This window comes from Rothia sp. HC945, from assembly GCF_051370785.1.
Lineage (GTDB): Bacteria > Actinomycetota > Actinomycetes > Actinomycetales > Micrococcaceae > Rothia.
The window spans coordinates 1,312,798-1,332,835 of sequence record NZ_JBFCSN010000001.1 but is presented as its reverse complement, the minus strand read 5'-3'; the positions used below and the strand labels follow the sequence as shown (position 1 = coordinate 1,332,835).

At 66.5% G+C, this 20,038-nt stretch carries 15 protein-coding genes, 1 tRNA gene and 1 pseudogene; 10 read left to right on the top strand and 7 right to left on the bottom strand.

What is annotated here, in order from left to right; translation table 11 throughout:
• Nucleotides 1-84: 84 nt before the first annotated feature.
• Both AB0Y14_RS05920 and AB0Y14_RS05915 read left to right on the top strand, forming a co-directional pair.
• Nucleotides 85-1,188 carry a polyprenyl synthetase family protein gene (locus AB0Y14_RS05920; RefSeq protein ID WP_436588266.1) on the top strand — a complete coding sequence of 368 codons (1,104 nt, stop codon included), beginning with the start codon at nt 85-87 and terminating at the stop codon, nt 1,186-1,188.
• Nucleotides 1,185-2,444: a cytochrome P450 gene (locus tag AB0Y14_RS05915; RefSeq protein WP_436588265.1), complete on the top strand. Its 1,260-nt coding sequence runs from the start codon at nt 1,185-1,187 to the stop codon at nt 2,442-2,444. Before AB0Y14_RS05920 ends, AB0Y14_RS05915 begins: the two co-directional genes overlap by 4 nt.
• Here the strand turns inward: AB0Y14_RS05915 and AB0Y14_RS05910 are convergent.
• Complete coding sequence (locus tag AB0Y14_RS05910) at nt 2,441-3,169, bottom strand: VTT domain-containing protein (RefSeq protein ID WP_436588264.1); 729 nt, start codon at nt 3,167-3,169, stop codon at nt 2,441-2,443. The two genes, AB0Y14_RS05915 and AB0Y14_RS05910, sit on opposite strands and share 4 nt — an antisense overlap.
• 152 nt (nt 3,170-3,321) lie before the next feature.
• On the opposite strand from AB0Y14_RS05910, the gene AB0Y14_RS05905 reads away from it, so the two are divergent.
• Nucleotides 3,322-5,493 carry a RecQ family ATP-dependent DNA helicase gene (locus AB0Y14_RS05905; RefSeq protein WP_436588263.1) on the top strand — a complete coding sequence of 724 codons (2,172 nt, stop codon included), beginning with the start codon at nt 3,322-3,324 and terminating at the stop codon, nt 5,491-5,493.
• Here AB0Y14_RS05905 and hrpB read toward each other — a convergent pair.
• The gene (hrpB, locus tag AB0Y14_RS05900) at nt 5,484-8,093 is read right to left on the bottom strand and encodes an ATP-dependent helicase HrpB (RefSeq protein ID WP_436588262.1); all 2,610 of its coding nucleotides are present in this window, start codon (nt 8,091-8,093) and stop codon (nt 5,484-5,486) included. The genes AB0Y14_RS05905 and hrpB overlap by 10 nt on opposite strands.
• A gap of 46 nt (nt 8,094-8,139) precedes the next feature.
• Nucleotides 8,140-9,078, bottom strand: coding sequence for an ornithine cyclodeaminase family protein (locus AB0Y14_RS05895; protein ID WP_436588261.1), 939 nt, complete (start codon nt 9,076-9,078; stop codon nt 8,140-8,142).
• A gap of 461 nt (nt 9,079-9,539) precedes the next feature.
• On the opposite strand from AB0Y14_RS05895, the gene AB0Y14_RS05890 reads away from it, so the two are divergent.
• Nucleotides 9,540-9,692, top strand: coding sequence for a hypothetical protein (locus tag AB0Y14_RS05890; RefSeq protein ID WP_436588851.1), 153 nt, complete (start codon nt 9,540-9,542; stop codon nt 9,690-9,692).
• A gap of 110 nt (nt 9,693-9,802) precedes the next feature.
• Here the strand turns inward: AB0Y14_RS05890 and AB0Y14_RS05885 are convergent.
• Nucleotides 9,803-10,444: pseudogene (locus AB0Y14_RS05885) on the bottom strand (choice-of-anchor M domain-containing protein); the annotation flags it as partial.
• Nucleotides 10,445-10,728: 284 nt separating this feature from the next.
• On the opposite strand from AB0Y14_RS05885, the gene AB0Y14_RS05880 reads away from it, so the two are divergent.
• From AB0Y14_RS05880 to AB0Y14_RS05855, 6 genes are read left to right on the top strand one after another with little or no spacing between them, the layout of a single operon-like run.
• On the top strand, nt 10,729-11,352 hold the full coding sequence (locus AB0Y14_RS05880) for a choice-of-anchor M domain-containing protein (RefSeq protein WP_436588260.1): 624 nt from the start codon (nt 10,729-10,731) through the stop codon (nt 11,350-11,352).
• A 57-nt stretch (nt 11,353-11,409) separates the two neighbouring features.
• On the top strand, nt 11,410-11,814 hold the full coding sequence (locus AB0Y14_RS05875) for a hypothetical protein (protein WP_436588259.1): 405 nt from the start codon (nt 11,410-11,412) through the stop codon (nt 11,812-11,814).
• On the top strand, nt 11,811-13,418 hold the full coding sequence (locus tag AB0Y14_RS05870) for an anchored repeat ABC transporter, substrate-binding protein (RefSeq protein WP_436588258.1): 1,608 nt from the start codon (nt 11,811-11,813) through the stop codon (nt 13,416-13,418). Before AB0Y14_RS05875 ends, AB0Y14_RS05870 begins: the two co-directional genes overlap by 4 nt.
• Before the next feature lie 51 nt (nt 13,419-13,469).
• Complete coding sequence (locus AB0Y14_RS05865) at nt 13,470-14,465, top strand: choice-of-anchor M domain-containing protein (protein WP_436588257.1); 996 nt, start codon at nt 13,470-13,472, stop codon at nt 14,463-14,465.
• Nucleotides 14,462-15,223, top strand: a complete 762-nt coding sequence (locus AB0Y14_RS05860) for an anchored repeat-type ABC transporter ATP-binding subunit (RefSeq protein ID WP_436588256.1) — start codon at nt 14,462-14,464, stop codon at nt 15,221-15,223. The genes AB0Y14_RS05865 and AB0Y14_RS05860 overlap by 4 nt, the downstream gene beginning before the upstream one ends.
• Nucleotides 15,220-16,101 carry an anchored repeat-type ABC transporter permease subunit gene (locus tag AB0Y14_RS05855; RefSeq protein ID WP_436588255.1) on the top strand — a complete coding sequence of 294 codons (882 nt, stop codon included), beginning with the start codon at nt 15,220-15,222 and terminating at the stop codon, nt 16,099-16,101. Before AB0Y14_RS05860 ends, AB0Y14_RS05855 begins: the two co-directional genes overlap by 4 nt.
• Nucleotides 16,102-16,176: 75 nt before the next feature.
• Here AB0Y14_RS05855 and AB0Y14_RS05850 read toward each other — a convergent pair whose 3' ends face one another.
• From AB0Y14_RS05850 to AB0Y14_RS05840, 3 genes are all read right to left on the bottom strand, one after another.
• Nucleotides 16,177-18,369, bottom strand: coding sequence for a choice-of-anchor M domain-containing protein (locus AB0Y14_RS05850; protein WP_436588833.1), 2,193 nt, complete (start codon nt 18,367-18,369; stop codon nt 16,177-16,179).
• Entirely contained in the window at nt 18,276-19,046 is a 771-nt protein-coding gene (locus AB0Y14_RS05845) for a choice-of-anchor M domain-containing protein (protein WP_436588254.1), read from the bottom strand. The genes AB0Y14_RS05850 and AB0Y14_RS05845 overlap by 94 nt, the downstream gene beginning before the upstream one ends.
• A gap of 858 nt (nt 19,047-19,904) precedes the next feature.
• A tRNA-Ser gene (locus AB0Y14_RS05840) sits at nt 19,905-19,992 on the bottom strand.
• Nucleotides 19,993-20,038 lie beyond the last annotated feature (46 nt).

Here is a 20,038-nt window from a genome sequence, read left to right as displayed (position 1 = left end):
GAACTTTGCACCGGAATGCACGCGGTCGACGTCTGGTCCAAACGTCGACCGGCCACCACGAACCACGAACCACACGGAGCACCCATGAGCGCAGTATCATCGACCACCGGCCCGCCCGGGGCGCACAGAAGCGGCATTCCCGTGACCGAGGGCGACGTCGAAGCCATTGACCAGCGGCTCAAGCAAGTTCTCGCGGCCGCCGCGCACCGCTTGCCGACCATGACCCGGCCCCTCATCGATCTGTTCGACGGTTTGGAGGCAATGGCCCTCGACGGCAAGAAGGTGCGTCCGCTGTTGCTGATGAGGACCTTCCGCGACCTGGGCGGAGTCGATGCGGCGTCGGCGGTGGAAGCGGCATGCGCTTCCGAGCTGCTGCACCTCGCGCTGCTCGCGCACGACGACGTCATCGACGGCGACCTGTACCGGCGCGGCGCCCCGAACATCTACGGCCGCTTCCATGCGGATGCGCTGGACCGGGGCGGCACGCCCCAACAAGCGGAGACCTGGGGGAAGGCCTCGGCGATTCTTGCCGGTGACATCCTGTTGTCGGCGGCACAAGGTCTCCTCGCCCGATTGGATGTTCCGGAGGAACGACGTCGGGCCGTACTGGACATTTACGATGAAGCGATCCTGCGCAGCGCCTCGGGAGAGCACACCGACGTCTGGTTGGCCCTCGACGCCAAGGAGAACACGACCTCCACAATCCTGGAGATGATGAAGGACAAGACGGCCGTCTACTCCTTCGAGCTGCCGGTCCGGATCGGCGCGGTCCTGGCGGGCGCGGAGAGCGAGCTCACCGCGTCCCTCGCGCATATAGGAGGCGATCTGGGCGCGATCTACCAGTTGCGTGATGACCTGCTGGGCGTGTTCGGCGACGAATCGCGGACGGGGAAGTCCGTGGTCTCGGACCTGCGGGAGGGCAAGCAAACCCTCCTGGTGGCCTATGCCCGGGGTCATGAGGAGTGGAGCGACGTCGAAGAATGCTTCGGCGATCCCGGCCTGCGGCCCGAAGACGCCGAGAGGATCCGTGCCGTGCTGAGCTCTACCGGGGCGCGTCACCGTGTCGAAAAGCTCATCGAGGACTCCGGCCGCTCGCTGGAGGTGCGATTGGCCGACTCCGGACTGCCGGGCCGTCTCTGCGAGACGCTCACGGGAATGATTCGGTACAGCGCATCGAGGGTTTCATGACACGCGAGGAGGGCGACGCCGACGGCTCCAGCCGCTCCGACCGCGAAGGGACCGGCCCCGACCAGCGGTGGGCGCAGCCCGCGGACGAGCCCCGGTGCCCGGTCCACGGAATACGGCGAGAGAAGCACCGCGTGGTCGTCGGGTCCTACGAGGCGGCACGGCGTTTCCTCCGGCTGGGTCGGGCATCGACCCAGGCGGGATTCACCGCCGAGCGGATCCCGGACTGGTTGTTCCGGCGTCGCCCGCTGCTCATCTCGGACGGAGAACTGCATGACCGGCAGCGCCGCGAGCTCGCGAGGTTCTTTGCACCGTCGACCATCGACTCGGAGTACACGTCGACCATCGACGCTCGGGCAGAAGCGCTCGCGAATGATCTGGCCGAGCGCGGGCGAATCCGGCTCGATGAGGAGAGCCTTCTGTTCTCGGTAGACATAGCGGCCCGGATCGTGGGTCTGACGGCGTCTTCGACCCGGGGGTTGGCTCGGCGACTCGAATTGTTCTTTGACCAACCACACGCCGACTACTCACGGCCCGACCTCGGTCGCAGTCGGGCAGACTGGGCGCTCGCCGCGTTCCGCGGGCTCCGCGCCGTGGCCGCACTATACGTTTGCGATGTGGCCCCGGCGATGCGGAAACATCGGCGTGAGTCCGAACCGGACGTCATGGGATACCTCATGGGCTCGGGCGCCAGCCGCGTGGAGATTCTGGTCGAATGCATGACCTACGGGACCGCGGGAATGGTCACCACGCGAGAATTCATGGTCATGGCATGTTGGCATCTGATGCGTGACCCTGAGCTTTGCGGCCGGTTCCGTGCCGCCGAGCGGGCGGACCGTGAGAGCATCCTGCGCGAGATCATCCGCCTGGAGCCGGTGGTGGGTCACGTGTACCGACGCGTGGGGGACGCGGAGGCGAACTCCTCGGAATTTGAGCCTGGAGACCTGATCGACGTCGATGTCCGGGCGGCGAATACGGACCCTGAGCTCACCGGGAAATGCCCGATGCGGCTGGACCCGGAGAGAAAAGGCGGTCGCGCCCGGGCGGCGGGACTGAGCTTCGGGGCCGGTCCGCACAAGTGCCCCGGCGAGAATCTCGCGATCAGGGAAACCGATGCCCTGCTGACGAGGCTACTGGCTATGAACCCGCGGATCGTGAGCGAGCCCGAGATCGAGTGGGACTCGGTCATCGCCGGGTATCGGCTCCGGGGATTCGTGCTCGACGTCGAGGCGACGGGCCCTCCGCCGAAGAACAGCTAAGCCGCAGGACCGCCTGCGGAATCGTCCTTGGCGGCGGCCTCGCGCTTCTGTGCCTTCTTGCGTTCCCTCATGACCTCGAGCCCAATCGGTATCACCGAGAGCAGGACCAGGACGACGACGATCAGATCCACGTTCTCGCGGATCCAGGTCACGTTGCCCAGCCAGACCCCGGCGAAGGTCAGGAGGATGCACCACAGCAGCGCCCCGAAAATATTCCACTTCGCGAAGTCGGCATACCGGTATTTGGCGATCCCGGCCGTCAGCGGTACGTACGTGCGCACGATCGGCACGAAGCGGGCGAGGACCAGCGCCTTTCCACCGTACTTGTTGAAGAAGGTGTGGGCGCGATCGAGATTCGCGTAGTTGAGTACGCGCCCGTGCTCAGAGAACAGTTTGCGACCGAAAAAGTGGCCGAGCATGTATCCAACTTGGTCACCCAGTACAGCCGCGACGCTCACGCAGATCAGCAGAATCCAAAGGTTCAGCCCGAGCTGATGATGGAGAAGGCCGGTGGTGAACAGCAGGGAGTCGCCCGGCAGGAAAGGGAAGAGGACCCCCGACTCGATGAACACGATCAACGATACGAGTCCCAGAACCCACGGACCCGCGTGTGCCAGAACCTCCTCCAAATCGAATCCCAGGAGCCCGAGGCTCGGGGTCGGTAGCGCACTCAGCGTCGTGAGGTGCTGGGGCATCTGGAGGCCGAGGTCCGCAATGGCTGACATGAAGCTACCTTGTATCGATGGGAAGGGGAACGCCCTGAATATTCTACTGCAGAGAACCTGGGTGCCGGCTGTGGGCGAAGACCGAAAAGCCGGTGACCCGGGTTGTCCACAGGCCCCCAGTACGGATCCGCGCGACCTGCCAGACTGGACTCATGACCGTTGCCGACCCTGCCTCAGATCTCCGTGACCGAGCCCTCCATCACCTGCGCGCCCTGACGGGCAACCCGGACGCCGATTTCCACGCCGGACAGTTCGAATCGATCCGGGCCCTCGTCGAGGACAGGGCCCGAGCGCTGGTCGTCCAGCGGACGGGGTGGGGCAAATCCGCCGTCTACTTCATCTCTTCGCTGCTCATGAGGGAGCTCGGGGGCGGTCCTGCCCTGATTATCTCGCCGTTGCTGGCCCTCATGAGGGACCAGGTTGCCGCAGCCGAGCGTGCCGGGGTTCGGGCCGCCGCCGTGAATTCGGCCAACGCGACCCAGTGGAACGAGATCCGGGACAGCATCCGCGCCGGTGAGCTCGACGTTCTTCTGATCAGTCCCGAACGGCTGAACAACCCCCGATTCCGTGACGAATGGATGCCCACGCTCATGAGCACCTGCTCCCTCGTGGTCGTCGACGAGGCCCACTGCATCTCCGACTGGGGCCACGATTTCCGTCCGGACTACCGTCGCATCAAGGACATCATTGGGCGGCTTCCTGATGGGGTGCCCGTCCTCGCGACCACGGCCACGGCCAACGAACGGGTGGTCACCGACGTCCAGGAACAACTGGGGGTCCGTAACGATCCGGCGTCGGACGTCGAGGGCTCGGGAGACGTGTTCACCCTCCGCGGGCCGCTCGCGAGGGACAGCCTTCGGTTGGGGGTCCTTGAATTGCGCGACAACGCCTCCCGGGTCGCGTGGCTGATCGAACACCTGAAGGACCTTCCGGGCAGCGGGATCGTCTACGCGTTGACGGTTTCGGCGGCCGAGGACACCGCGCGGATCCTGACCGAGTCCGGGTACAGCGTCCGGCCCTACACGGGGCGGACCGACTCTGCCGACCGCGAGTCGGCCGAGGACGACCTCAAGAACAACCGCGTCAAAGCATTGGTCGCCACCAGCGCGCTGGGCATGGGCTTCGACAAGCCCGATTTGCGGTTCGTGGTCCATTTGGGGGCACCGTCGTCACCCGTGGCCTACTACCAGCAGGTCGGCCGTGCCGGACGCGCCACGGACAGCGCCGACGTCCTGCTCCTGCCCGGTCAGGAGGACGCCGAGATCTGGAAGTACTTTGCGACCGCGTCCATGCCTACCCGGGAGAACGCCGAGGCCGTGCTCGACACGCTCGCTCGGTCCTCGGCCGCACTGTCGGTCGCGGCGCTCGAGTCCGCGGTCAATATCAAGCGCACGTCCTTGGAGCTCCTTCTCAAGGTCCTGGCGGTCGAGGACGCCGTGGAACGAACTCAGGGCGGCTGGACGGCCACGGGCAATCCGTGGACCTACGACGCCGCACGGTACGAGCGCATCGCAGAGGCCAGGCGACGGGAACAGACGGCGATGCTGGACTACGAAGCAGGACAGATGTGCCGTATGCAGTTCCTGGCGGATCAGCTCGATGACCGAACGGCACGCCCTTGTGGCCGCTGTGACGTGTGTGCGGGGCCCTGGTACCCGCAGGACGTCGATGACGAGGCCTCGCGCAGGGCAAAACACGGACTGGTCCGTGTGGGGGTCCCGATCGAGCCCAGGGCCCAGTGGCCGAGCGGGCTGCCCAAACTCGGTATCGACATGAAGGGCAAGATCTCCGCAGACGAACGCTTCGAACGAGGAAGGGTTCTGGCCCGGCTCACCGATCTCGGGTGGGGCAACAGGCTCCGGGAAGTCTTCGTCAACGACGACGCCGGCGCGCCGATCGATTGCGAGGTCCCCGCCGATCTCGGCAAAGCGTGCATCGCGGTTCTTGCCGAATGGGACTGGTCGGAACGGCCCGTCGGGGTGGTGTCCATACCGTCAGCCGGCCGGCCGCTCCTGACACGATCTCTGACGCGAGGGCTGGCCTCGGCCGGCAAACTGCCGTATTGGGGTGAACTCGAGGTCTCACCGGACGCTCCGGCCGTCGCCGGCCAGCGAGGGGGAAACAGCGCGTTCGCTGTCGCTGCCGTCTGGGGAAGATTCCGGGTGGGCGACGAGCTGGCCGAACGGATCGATCAGGCCAAGGGGCCGGTTCTGCTGGTCGACGACCTCGTCGATTCCCGGTGGACCATGACGGTCGCCGCCAGAGAGCTGCGTCTGGCCGGGGCGCGCGGCGTGCTTCCCTTCGCATTGGCCCTTCAGGGGTGAGAAGTCCTGGTCTTGGTCCTGGCCGTGGCCGTTGCGTTCCACGGGTCCTCGGGCCACGGGTGTTTGACGTAGCGGCCGCGGTTTTCGGCGCGCACCTGCGGATACACGTTCTCCCAGAAGTTCGTGAGGTCCTGGGTGACCGCGAGTGGTCTGCGTGCCGGCGATAGCAGGTGCAGGGTCACGGGCACTCGGCCGTCGCACACGGTCGGGCCGGAGGGCCAGCCGAAGCATTCTTGTAATTTCACGGCGAGCACGGGTGGAGCCACCTGGTTCTCGTGGTCTTCGGCGGCGGGCCATTCCAGGCGGACGGCTGAGCCGCTGGGCACTCGGATACGTTCGGGCGCGATCTCGTCGAAACGGGAGGCCTCCGGCCAGGGCAGGAGCCTTCTCAGCGCCGAGGTCGCATCCACGCGTCGGGGCGAAGCCCCCCGAGCGATGGCTTCCAGCTCTGGTCCCAACCAAGTCTCCGCCGTCCGCGTGAGCTCGCCCAACCGGACATCAGGCCAGGGATCTCCGAAAACGGCGCGCACCAGACCCAGGCGGGAGCGGAGAACCTCAAAGGACTCACTCGGCCGAAGGACGTCACGAAGACCGAGGTCGGTCAGAGCCCGGGCCACGGCGCGGCGGCCTCCCTCGGCCGATGGGCGGCAGGGGGTGGCACTGAGCTCGATCGCGCCCAGGCTCCGTACCCAGCGTGCGCTGACCTTGCCATCGCCTTGGGACGGGTCAAAGGTCGCGACCTCTTCCTCACGCAGCAATTCGGCGCCCGCAAGCTGGGCGGTGTCGGCGTCCAGAACCGCGGCGGCCCGGATCAGCGCTGTTCCCTGAGCCAAACCGGCTTCGGCCACGGCGAGCCATGGTTGGCCTGACAATCCTGAGTCCCTGGGCAGCGACGCACCCGTGCCGGAGGCCATCAGGTAGTCGGAGCTCCCCGGGGCTCTCACCCGCGCGATTCCGTCGGGGAAGGCGAGTGCGGTGACGAGGGCGGCGTCCTGCTCCGTGGCAGGCGGCGACGTCGAGGGGGCGCCGACCTCGTTCTCCAAGCGACGCACCTCGTGCTTCCATCGGTTGTCGCCGGAATGTCGCAACTGGCGGATCAGGGCCCAGACATCGGCCCCCGGAGCGCGCTGCTCGGATTCCAGCGCCGCGACCGTCTCCGCGGCGGCGCGTGTGCCGACGAGATCGGCGCCGTCGAACAGGGCCCGGGCCAGTCTGGGATCGGCAGGTACCGTCGCGAGGCGTCGTCCCAGCGGGGTTGCCCGTTCGTCGTCGATCGCTCCGAGAGCGGTCAAGGTGTTCCGGGCGTTGGCATGGGCACGTGCCGGCAACGGGTTGGGGAGCCGGAGCCCTTGCCCGCCAGGTGCGCCCCAACAGGCCAGATCGAGGACAGCGCTCGTCAAGTCGCTGGTCTCGACCTCGGGCGGCGTGACCGCGGGCCGGGCGGCGAAGTCCGACGGCGACATGCACCGAACGACCTCGCCCGGAGCTTCCCGAGCCGCGCGCCCGGCCCGCTGGACCATGGCCGCCTTGGACGCGCCCACGGTCACGAGGCCACTCATTCCGCGCATCGCATCCACCCGCTGCTGTCGGTCCAGACCGGCGTCGACCACCAGACGAACCCCCGGGACGGTGAGCGCGGACTCGGCGACGTTGGTCGCGAGGATGATGCGCTGCCGTCCGGCCGCCGAACCTCGCAGGACTCGATCCTGTTCGCGCGGGGGAGTCCGCCCCATGAGAGTCAGGACCTCCGCCTCGTCACGGATCCAGCGCCTCGTCTCTCCGGCGACGCGGTCGATCTCCCGGGCGCCGGGGAGGAACACGAGGACGTCGCCGTCGGTCGTGGCCCGGTGCTCGGAGATCGTTGCCGCCACGTGGTGCAGGAAAGCCGGGGTGACCCCGCGCGCATCCAGAGCAGAGGCCTGCGGTGCCGCCCACGTCTCGGTCAATTCGAACGAGGCACTGGAAGCGCTGGCCACCGCGGCCGGTCGTGCGTCGTCGCCCAGCAGTTCCGCCCACGTGCGCGCGTCAAGGGTCGCGGACATGACGACCAGGGACAGATCATCGCGCAACTCCGCCAGTTGCCGGAGCATGCCGAAAGCGAGGTCGGAGTCGAGGTGCCGTTCGTGGACCTCGTCGAGAATGACGCCCGCGGTATCGGCCAGTTCGGGGTCACGGACCAGACGCCGAAGGAGGACTCCCGTGGTCACGAACTCGATCAGCGTCTCAGCGGATACCTTGTGTTCTCCCCGGACCGTGAACCCGACACGGCCCCCGACTCGCTCTCCCGAGAGTGCCGATAGGCGATGGGCAGCCGAGCGTGCGGCAATGCGTCGCGGCTGGGTCACGACGATGCGGCGTGGCCGCCCGACGGCGCCTCCGAGCCGCGGCTCGGTGCGGTTCTCGTTCGGGTGGATCCGGGCAGAGTGCTGCGAGATCCAGTTCGCGAGGAAGGGCGGGACGAGGGTCGTCTTGCCCGTGCCGGGTGGGGCCTCGACGACGGCACGGAGGGCTCCGGCGTCATCACCCGCCGCCGCCAAGCGAGGAAGGAGTTCCGCGGCCGGCATGGAGCGGCCCATGGAGTCGACGTCGAAAATAGTCATCGTTCCAGCCTGTCAGCTGTGCACACCCGGGGTCCGTGCAGGATGCTCAGCCCGGGAGATTCTCGAACAGGGCTTTCGCGGTCACGAGATCCTGCCAGCCCATCCCCACGGTTTTGAAGAGCGCAGGGCGGGACGGATCGCGCTTGCCGTCCAGGACGAGGGACGAGAGACCACCGAGGTCCTCGCGGCGGAGCAGGTGCCGTTGGACGGCGATGACGGCGTCGCCTGCTTCCCTCAGGGCCGTATCCACGTCCTCCACGTAGAAGGCCGCGCGACGGGCCAGGGCATCGTCGGTTTCCCGGGCGTCCGGTGAGTGCGAACCCATTGCGACGACGACGGCGCCGTTCTGCACCTTGTCGCCGTCGAAGAGCGGTTCCTGGGAGCTCGTGCAACAGGCAACGATGTCTGCGTTCTCGACGTCGTCGGCCTCGCCTGCTTTTGCATTGAAGCCTTCCGAGATCAGTGTTTCCACCAAACGCGCGGTCTTGTTGGCGCTCCGGCCGACGATCCGGACGCTCGAGATTTCGCGGACCGCAGCGGCCGCCCTGACGTGGTACTCGGCCTGCGGGCCGGTCCCGAAGACCACGAGGCGGCTCGCATCGGGTGCGGCGAGCATCTCGATACCCAAGGCGGAGACGGCCGGGGTGCGGATGGCCGTCAGGGCCGGTCCGTCGATCACGGCCAGGGGGCTGAGGGTATCCGAGTCGAAGAGGATGTAGCTGCCCTGGATCAGGGGTGCGCCTTTGCGGGGGTTGTCCGGTCCCAAAGCCAAGATCTTGATGCCCGCGTAGTCACCGAACTCGCTCGGCATCATGAGGAACTCGCCGTGCTCGAGCTCGGCCGAGGTCCGGGGGTGGGCGAGGGCAGGATCGTAGCCCTGGAGCAACGCCTGTTTCAGAGCATCCACTGCGGCTCTCATCGGCAGGTGGGCCAGGACCTGCTCTGCATTGATGTTTCTGACTTCGGGCGATGCCAACTCGGACATTGATCCTCCACGGCTCGCGCTGGTGCGCGGGCCCATTAGCGCGTCTGACTGCACACGCGAGTCTACCGGCCTTCGAGACGTCGTGCTCGCGACTCACTTCTCGCCCGCACCGGCCGACGCCAGACGACGCCGGTAGAGGGCGCAGCCCGCAAGGGTCATGCCGAGCATGGCTGCGCAAACGGCCGCCGCCCGGGGCACGACGGCTTTGTTCGCGGCGGTCTGTGGGCGGGGGGGCGGCCTGCGGAGAAGGAGCCGTGCGGGACGACCCGTCGGAGCCCCGAACCGGGCCCTGGGCGACGGGTGAAATGCCGGTCGGCAGCGGCGTCGGCTCGGTCATGGCAGCGGGTTTCGGCCTGACGATCTCGTGAATTCGGTTCGATCCGTCCCCGGGGACGCCGCCATGTTCCGGGCCCGAGGCAGGGGGCGGTGCCGAGGGGGATGTTGAGACTCTCGACGGCGTCGTGGCGGGCATTGCGGCAGGAGTCGACTCGCCGAGAGTCGGTGACTCGGGGGTCGGGGAGCGAGGAGGCTGGGAGCTGGGAGTCGGTGAGTCGGGGGCGGAATCGGGAACCGCGGCCGTGGACTCCGCGCCCGGCGTGATGGTCGAGGGGTGAGCGCTGGGCCGGGGTGGGGGTGTCGCGCTGTGGCCACTGGACGCGGGAGGCTGTCTCTCCGCGGGCCTGGCGGCGCATGCGTCGATGGCGAGGTTCCCGACGGCGAACGTCAGCCGGTGCCGGCCAGAGGTCACCTTCCCGCCGCGGGGCGTCTCCGCGGTGAATTGAATGTCGAAAGCATAGGTTCCGGGTTCGGTGAACGCCCAGTGAGCCGGGGTCCGTGACGGTCCCGTGGACGCGATCGACCATTTCCCCCGGGTCGAATCCAGGAGCACATTCGGAGGGTCGCTCTCGTGCTGTGCATAGACGCCGAACCGCGAGCCCTGTGGCATCGATACCGGGACCAACGAGAGGTGGCCTCCGCCGGGGGAGACCTCCGAAAAATCCACATCAGCCGTGTCCAGGGCGAGGTGAATCAGGTCCGGGTCGGGTTCCTGAGGCAGCTCGTAGAATCCCCCACCCTCCGCCCCCAGAAATTCGGTCCACGAGGACATGAGTGGGCCGGTTCGCTCGCGGCGCGCTTCGTCCGGGACTCCGAGACACACTTCTTCGGGTCGGAAGGCTTCCCGGTTCAATGCGGCGTCGCGGGGCGAATCGCTGTGTTGCAGAGAGAGCTCCGCCGCGTCATCGCGAAGGCTCGCGCGCACGTCGACGGAGCCGCGAAGTATCTGCCGTCTGGTGGGTGCTGTCCCGTCCCGTACGGCGTTTTCCTGCTCGGTCTCCGTTTTGACTTGGGCCGGAGACGGAAGCATGCCCGGTCCGAGAACAAGCCCCAGGGCAAGGACCAGGCTCAGCGCCGTCGTCCATGCTCCGGTGCGGTTTCCCGAGTCACGACGCCGCGGTCCGGGTCGGTGGACGGGTCGGGGGATCGGCGTCATGGGGTCCTTTCCAGCGGTTCCGGGTGCTCGGCTCGATGGGATGCATATCCGAGCATAGCCACAGTTGAGAATGATAGTCAGTTAAGATTTACTGCTGAGTAGCCCCGGTATCGCGCCGATCGGCACCCCACTCGCACCTCCCATGAGAAGGAAGAAGCATGACCTGTCAGAACAGGCGTTCTGCTCGAGCGCCGAAGTCCCTGTCCCTCGTTCTCGCGTCGGGTGCCCTGGGACTGGCCGTGGCCGGATCCTCGTTCGTTGTTCCCGCTCAAGCCGACGACGCGCCCCAGGGCGCCCCCTGCGTGTCGGCCCCCGCGACGACCGCACTGGCCGAGGTCGTCGCTGACGGACACTTCGACTTCGGCGCCCGGCTGAAGGGCGATACCTTGGACGCCGTGGTCAAGGACGACCGATCCTCGCCCGGCTCGTGGAAGAACAGTGAGAGCCTGATCTTCGCCCTGAGCGACGCGGCCGCCAAGCAGAAGATGCCGGCGAACATGGAGAAGATCGCCCCAGCCGGTTCCGACGTATTCATGATCGGGGCCACCCAGGTCGGCGGCGTCCCCTGGCTCGGGTGGAACACGCAGGATCAGGGCCTGGCCGAGCACGCCGATGGGGACGTGACCATGACCCTGGACTCGTTCGACGGGCCCGGGGACATGAGCGTGTTCCTGTCCGGAAATTTCGGTTCGCCCGGTACCGATGTTTTCTCCACCAAGGGCCAGAAGTCCTACCGCGTGCCCCTCCACACCCACCAGCACGGCAACTGGGTCTTCACGTAACCCGGTCACTACACCGCCACGGTCTCGTATTCCGTGAACCTCAAGGATGGTCGGCAGGTGAAGGCCACAGGCACGTTGCGGTTCGCCGTCGGTGACCATGCGATCGAGGAAGCCAGGGCCAACCCCGGAACCGTCGCTTCTGCCGCTCAGAACTGCGAGGACGCCGGGGGAGCAAGCGCCGAACAGGGAGGTCCGGCGGGCTCGGCTCCGGGCCATCATGACACCCAGCACGGGTCCGGGGCCGAGACTCAGGGCAAGTCGGCTGATGGCGTATCCGCGGGAGGCGGATCGAACGGTGCGGCTGGAGGTCATGCCAACGCCGCCGGGCAGAACCCTGGGCAGCTGGCAGAAACCGGTCCGCGCGAGGACGCGATGATCGTCTGTGCCCTGTTCGGGATCACGCTCACCGTGTGCGGTGCCCTCGTGGTCCGAACGATCCGCCGCACTCGCCGCTCCGTGTGAAGCGCAGAAGTGCGCTGAAGGCCTTCGGAGCCCTCGGGGTGCTCGCGACGACGAGCTGCTCGGGCGGCGCCCGTGGGTCCGCGGTACATGAGCGGCGCTCCGGACCGGGGCGCGTCAACGTCGTCGTCACGACGCCGATCCTCGCCGATGTGGCACGTCGGGTCGGGAGCGAACACGTATCCGTCACCTCCTTGGTCCCCTCGGGCGCGGATCCTCACTCCCATGAACCGAGCCTGCGAAATATTCGCGATCTCGCGTACGCGGATCTCGCCTTCACCAACGGGATGCTGCTCGAACAGCAAAAACTCCTGCGGACCGTTACCGCGAACCTTCCGGACGGGGCAACGGGTCCCATTCCGGTCGCCGAGAACATCGAGAAGTACGGCGGGGTGCTCCGGCCGATGACCGAAGACCTGTCGATGGACACGGTGTGGCTCGGAATGCGCGTCGAAGGAACCGTGGATGACCAGGATCGACCCGTGACGCTCGAAACCACCGCGATCACAGGACCGGGCAGAGCGGCCGCGTTCGTCACCGAAACCTTCGGCCGCGTGACGAGAGTCGCCGACTCCGCGACCGAGGGTGCCCGACGCGGCGGCGGCACAAGCGGGACGCGTGGCTCGGCGAGAGTCTTCGCAGAAGGAGAGTCCACGGTCGGGCGGCTCGGCGCGGTGGAGTTGCCCCAACAGGCCCACGCCCACCTGTCCTGGGCTTTCACGGAGCCTGGACGCTACTCCATGGATCTCCGGGCGGTCTTCCGTGGCGAGACGATCGCGACCGGGGTCATCCACTTCGCGGTCGGCATTGACGCCAAGCAGGCCGCCCTGGCTCTGGGGTCGGATGCGCAGGTTCTGGACGCCGGACACGCGGACATCACGGCCGACGTCGCTCGGCGCGCCATCGTGCTCCGCGCGGATGCGGAGAACGGGCCTCGGGAATACGACCCCGCGTCGACGGTCGTCGTCGTTCCGGCCAAAGCGCTCCAAGAGCTCCCGGGAGGCAGCCAGTACAGGTTTCTGGGGCGACCCGGAGACCAGATGTATCTTCTGGCACAGGCCGTGTTGGGGAAGCACGTTCACGGAGACATCGACCCCCACTTCTGGCACGCCGTTCCCAACGTCAAGGCGGCCGCGCAGGTGATGCGTGACCATATGGCGAAGGTGTTCTCCCAGTACGCTTCCGCATTCCAAGCGAACGCCCACGCCTATTTGGGGTTCCTGGACGGGCTCGAGCAAGAGCTCCGCGAGGCGTACGGCTCGCTCCCGGAATCCAGGCGCGCTCTCATTACCGCACACGACGGCTACGGGTACCTTGCCGAGCATTACGGTCTCAAGGTCGAAGGCTTCGTTGCCCCCGTCCCCGGGACAGAGCCGGGGCTCCAACAGCGGCAACGGCTCGCACGGGCCATCCGGGACCTGCACATCCCGACGGTCTTCGTGGACAAGGGGGCCACGGGCCGCGGCAACGTCCTGCAACAGGTTGCCGACGACGCCGGCGTGCGCGTCGCGCAACTCTACTCCGACACGTTGGACGCCGACGCCCCGAACTACGAGGACATGATGCGCCACAACGCCCGAACCATCACGGATCACCTCCGGGGCTAGCTCCCCGGCCGACCGGATCCGACTCACTATGCACCGCATCCAGAGGAAAAAGTGACTACTCGAAATCAGCACATCCGCATCCTTCCGTCCCTTGCACTGGCCCTTGCCCTGACCCTCGGCGGCCCACTGACGGCGTTCGCCGAACCGCCGTCGTCGACCGGTCCGGCCGAGAAAACAGTCGAGGAAAAGGCTCTCGAACAACAGATATCCGACCAGGAGCAGATCACCCACGGCCACGTCGCGATCGACCAGGGACATGTGGATATCGGCCCCAAATTCGTCGACGGACAGTGGAAGCTCATGATTCATGACGACCACGAGGCCGACCCCGTGTGGCGGTCGCCGGAAGACGTCGTCCTGAAATCCGGAGACGCCGCGCTCCTCCCCAAGCCAGAGGATGCCGCCTACGACTTCGTGCAAGCCAGCCCGGGGGAGGAAGTGTACGTGGTGCCGCAGACCGAGAAGCCGGGCGTCGTGTGGCCGGGGTGGAACACCCAGGCCCCCGAGACCGAGCGCCGACTCGGCACGGGCGCGACACTGTCCATGGAAGGCGTGGAAGGGCCGGGGCAGTTCAGCCTCTACCTCGAGAACGGCAACTTTGCCGGCCCCCAGGTGCTGTGGAATTCGACGGACGACGCCGGCCAGGACATCTGGGTTCCCAAGAACAGCCACACCCACGCGAACTGGGTGTTCACCCGTCCTGGAGCCTACTTCGTCACAGTTCGGGCACACGCCAAACTCGCTGACGGTACCGAGGTCTCCGACACGCAGCGTCTGCAATTCGCCGTCGGGGACTCCACGGATGCCGAATCCGTTTTCGCCCAGGCCAAGGTTCTTGGCGAACCGAAGTCCGTGAGAGAAGCTGACGCGTCCTCGGGTGCATCTTCTGACCCATCCTCGGGGACCGACGAGGGCGTCGACACCGCGACTCTGATCCTGTTGGGCGCCGGATTCGTGATTCTGTTCGGCGGAGGAGCCGCGTTCTGGGTGAGCCTGCGCGGCCGACGCGCGAAAGAGGCCGCGTCGGTCGAGGAGCGTCGGCGGTGACCGCTCCACGGCTTGCCGTCGATGACCTCACCGTCCGACTTTCGGGGCGGGGCATCATCACCCATCTCGACTGGACCGTGCTTTCAGGCGAATTCGTGGCCTTGATCGGTCCCAACGGGGTTGGCAAGACCACGTTGCTCCGGGCGATCCTCGGGCTGATTCCCCGGGCAGGCGGGAATATCACAGTGGACGGAGAGCATGCGTCGAGAGCGCGAGGAGCCCTCGGGTACGTTCCGCAGAAGCACCACTTTGCCTGGGATTTTCCGCTGACGGTCGAGGATGCGGTGATGAATGGCCGGACGCGCAGCATGGGGTGGCTGCGCAGGCCCCGTGTCGCTGATTGGCGGCGGGTCAACCAGGCCATCGAGCGTGCCGACCTGGGGCGGTTGCGACGCCGACCCATCGGCGAACTCTCTGGTGGCCAGCGACAGCGCGTCCTGCTGGCCAGGGTCTTGGCCAATGAGCCCAAGGTTCTTCTGCTTGACGAGCCGTTCACCGGCGTCGACGTGCCGACCCAGGACATGCTCGTCGAACTGTATCGGCAGCTTGCCGCCGATGGCTTGGGAATCGTCATGAGCACGCACGACGTCTTGGGGGCCTTGGACGGTTGTTCCCGCATCTGTGGTTTGCGCGGCCGCATTGCACTCGACGTCGACCCCGCCGACGTCGGCCCCGAGTACATCAATGCCTGGTTGCGAGGTCGAGAAGATTCCGTGCCCCTTCCGGCCGCAGAGACGACGAGAGCGAGACCCGAATGATCGCACCGTGGGAATTCGTGCAAGACCTTTTCAACCCCAACCTGGGATTTTTGCTGCGTGCCCTGGTCGCGGTCGTGATCTCGTCCGTCGTCTGCGGTGTGGTGGGGTGTCACGTGGTGATGCGCGGGATGGTGTTCATCGGGGACGCCGTGGCGCACTCGGTGTTCCCGGGGCTGGCCGTGGCGTTCGTCGTCGGCGGGAACATGATGCTCGGAGGGTTGATCGCGGGGGTACTCACGGCGGTACTGGTCGCCATTTTCAGCCAGAATCGCAAGCTCTCGGAGGATTCCGTGATCGGCATATTTTTCGCGGGCGCCTTCGCGCTCGGGATCGTGATCATTTCTCGCGCGCCCGGATATTCAGGGTCGGTCGAGGACTTTCTCTTCGGTTCGATCGTCGGGGTTTCGGAGCGCGACGTTCTGTGGGGCGCATTGGCCGGGGCTGCGCTGATCGTGGTGCTGGCCTTGTTCGACAAGGAAATCGTGGCGGTCGGCGTGGACCGGGAGACCGCGCGGGCCATGGGGCTTCCGGTCCTGGCGCTGGACATTTTGCTGTCGGTCGTCGTAACCGTGAGTGTGGTGGTTTCCTTGCAGACCATCGGAAACGTTCTGGTGCTCGCCCTGATCGTCATCCCGGCCGCCGCGTCGCGTCTGATGTGCACGCGGTTTCACACGATGATGGTTGTCTCACCCGTTTTTGCCGGGGTGTGTGCGACGACGGGCCTGTATATCTCCTGGTCGATCGACCTTCCGGTGGGTGGCACGATCGTTCTGACCATGGTCGCGGCCTTCCTTGTGTGCTGGGCATTCACCGCGATGCGCGGGCTCGTTTCTTCCCGCGCCTCATCTAGGGCCCGCCCGGACTCCCACGCTCCCTGACCGTCAATGACTGGTCGCGGCCCGGAACGCGTACATTCCCTGTCACGCATGTAGGCGTTCCGGGCGCGACTCCGCTCAGTGTTCCGTCGTGTGGTCCGACGCGTTCCGGGAGGACTTGCCACGGCGATATCTGGTCGCGGCTATCAGTGTCATGCCGCCGGCTATCGCGCAGAGGGCAAGGGCCGGGACCCATTGGCCCGGCGACCCAGTCGCCGCGAGAGCGCCAGTTCCCGGGCGGCGGCCTGACGATTCGCTGCTTCCGGACCCCGGTGGCTGAACGGTCCTTCCCGAGGACCCGAAGGTCTGAGTCATGGCTGCTCCGGGGTCGGCAGGATGCGACGCGGAGGCGCCGTAGGCGTCATTGCCTGCCGCGAAACCCTGGTCCCCTCGGCGGCCGCCGACCTCGGCAACGAATCCACCCTTGGCGTCCGCGCCTGGCCCGGCGTTCGGCTGGCCGCCGGCCGGCTCCTTGTCAACGACCCCGCCGGCTCCGGCACCGGTGCCTGCCTGGTGGGCGTGTCCGCCGGCGGGTGCGGATGCGCAATCGTTGGTGTCAGGTTCTCCCACGACCACGGTGAGCGATTGCTTCTTCGATGAAATCGGTGTTCCGTCCTTCAACGTTGCAGAGTAGGCCACGTCGAAGGCGTAGGTTCCCGGCTTGGTGAAGGCCCAGTTAACGTGAACATGCGTCGCGAAGGTCGAGCTCAGCGCGTGCTTCCGTTGTGTCGAATCGATCAGCACCGAGGGGCGACCAATGTAATCGGTCGTGAAGAGGGCGAAATTGGCTTCGTGGGGCATGCGTTTCGGCTCGATCGAGAGGCGGACGCCGTCCTCGTTCAGAGTGCCGAAATCGATGTCCTGGGTGTTGTACCCCGGCCAAAGGACCCCTTCTTGCTGGGTCTGGGGCATCCCGTAGAACACGGAGTTCTCCGGTCCCAAGAAATCCAGTTCGGGGGACATCATTCCTGCACCGTGGCGCTTGTGGCGTGCATTCTCGCCCACCATGAATTTCACGTCGTCGAGTTTCCTCTCGACCGTCGTGGTGCTGTGCTGCCGGGTATCGTCCTTGAGCGCGATGTTCAAGCCGCCGTCGGCGGTCTTCCCGACGATGTCCACGTGGCCGTCGTCGAGCGGCAGCCGCCGGGCGAGATCCGGGTCCTCACACTTCTGGGTGCCGTTCGCGCCCGGCCTCGTCGGTCCCGGGGCCGCGGAGGGCGACGTCGGGGCCGGAGTCGGTGGGTTCGCGCCGGGTTCCCCAGAAGGAGACGGACTCGAACTCGGCGTCGACGTCGCTCGTTCCGACGGCCTTGCTGAAGGCTCTGGGGAGGGTGCGGGTGACGGCTCCGGCGACTCCGTGGAGCTGCCCGTATTGTCGATCGTCAGCGTTCCTTGCCTGGTGACCTTGAGGTCGGCCGTGACCGGCTCCTCGAGCCTCACGGTCCCCTTGAAGGCGTCGATATCCGGGTGGGGATAGACGGACATGCGGAATTGGCTGGTCGGAGTCAGGAAATCGGTCTCGTAATAGGCGACGGCCACGCCGTTCTCGATGTAGTCGGAGAACACCGATGTGGGGTACCGGGCCTCGGGCGTCTTGTAGATTCCGCCCGTCACCAGGCCTCGAATCTTCGGGTCATGGAAGCGGGTCGTCACTTTGGTGAATCCGGGGGCCTCCGCAGGTTCGACCTGGAGGGTGTAGTCGCCCGACTCCGGCGTGTAGCGCTCGGTGGGCAAAGGCGTGTTCGCGGGGTCCGGCTTCGTCGTCGGCCACGTCCCATGTCCTTGGGACGACGATACTTTCGCCGACTCGCCTGGAACATAAGGCAGAGTCGGGCTGACCCAGCGCGGGGACGATCCGTCGCTGGGGGTGAATACTCCTTGGAGGGCGGATCGTTGCGATCCCAGAAGTTCGTCCCACGCGGCCTTTCCGTGGTGGACGTCGACGTCGGTCAGGAAGTACCCCTGGTCGAACAGCGTGAGCGTGCCGTCCGTGTTCGTTCCGGCGTCGAAGGAGATGGTACTGAGGTTCTCGTCGCCGTCCCTTTCCGTCGAGGCTCGGGGTGCGACCGACAGCTCGTATGAGGACTTCCCGATATCCCCGTCTGGTGCGGCCTCGAAGCGTTCCTTGGTCGAAGGCTGCGGATTCGCCGTGGGTTGCTGTCCGCCGACCTGGATTCTCATCGTGGTCGGTGTGGATTCGATGGTGCGTCCGTCCGTTCCACGGGCCACCGCTCGGTATGTGAGTTCGTAGCGGCCAGGGCGGGAGAACAGCGTCTGATTGTGTGTGTGTGCTGGCCGGCGGTGAGACGACCGGAACGGCGTCCGTCGACGGATGAGCTGAGGAACCGCCTGACGTCCATGGGATCTTCGGGGTCGTCCTCCTCGTGGGGTACGTAGTTGAGCAGCTCCACGCGTCCGGGGCCGTCCACAGACAACAGGTCGAGGAAGAAAGACTCGTCCCGGAAGGTGTCCACGGGGATGTCGGTGTCTGCGCCGAAGCCCCACCAGATCGGGTCGTGATTGCCCCAGGGGTTCGCCGGGGCCATGTACCAGGTGTCGCCGGGCTTGCCCAAGAAAGTGAGGCGCGGGTTGTCGGGCACCTGGAACTGGTACTGGTTCTTGTTGTTGGTTCCCCAGCCCTTGCCCACCCAGGCAACGACGTCGTCGAGCGGGTGCGACTCACCGTGGTCCTCGCTCTTGAGGGAGAAGCCGCCGTTTTCCCAAAACGTCTTCGGCGAGTCGACGTGGGCCCGGGTGGCGATCCGGCGGCCGTCGTCGGGCCCGGCGATGGCTGGGGTTGTTCCGAAGGCGAGCATCGCGGCGCAGGCGAGTGAGGCGACGGTGCGAATCCAGCGTGGGAGAGTGAGGCGGCGTTGTTCGGTGCCGTCCGATCCCACGGACGACGACGGCGGAGAAGTGCGGTGGCCTCTGGTGAGCAACCGGGACATGATGTCCTTTCACATAAGCGTCCAGTCGGCGTGGCCTGCCTTGCCTCCGTACAACCTCCGGGGCATGAGGACGAAGCCCGGCGTGCCGGGACGGTGCGCGAGGTGATTGACAGGAGAAGCATACACTGTAATGAGAATTATTAGCATGTGAGTGCGAGGGTTGCGAGGTCTGGCCCGGCGAGGTGAGGCGTTCCGGGATCCGGGCGGTCGGCGAGGTGGCAGCTTGGTGCATGTGTGGGGGCCGACGCGGCAGTCTGGTGCACTATTGAGGCCCTGGCGCACTCCTGGGGTCGTCTTCCGCGAGAATTCGCCCGTGCGGTGGGTGGTCTCCGGTATCGCGTCCTGGGTGCATGGGGAGCTCCATGAGTGCGCATGAGAGTGTATGAGCGGGCCCCGGATGCATGCTGGGGGCGCACCATATTGCCACCTCGAGGGGGCGACGTCGTCGTGGCCCGTGCTACCGCCTGGTGCTGTTCGGAGGCGGTTGCCCGATTGCGAGGAAGTTGCCGCCGTTAGGTGGGGGTTTAGCCGCCACCCAACGGCGGAATCTGCCACCGATTTGGGTAACCGCCACCCAACTCGGGAGCCTCCGACGTCGCGCGGCCCATGAGGCGGCAATCTCGTGCGTCCCCCGTCCCGCGCGCCGAGGTGGCAAGTGTGGGATCAATTCCACCGAATGGGTGCACAAAACTGCGACTTCGCGGAGATTCACGCACAAAACTGCCACCTCGCCCACCGGCGTTCGAGGCATACAACCTGGCCTGTGGCCCCTCCCGCCCGCGCACACAGTCCCCCCCCAAGACAAAGAAAAACCCCCGCATCCCCGGAATATCAGGGATGCGAGGGCTTCTCGCTGAGCGGTGACGGAGGGATTTGAACCCTCGGTACGGGGTTACCGTACACGACATTTCGAGTGTCGCACCTTCGGCCGCTCGGACACGTCACCAACTTCGGTAACTTTACCGGCTCGAAGGGGTCGACTCAACTTGGGC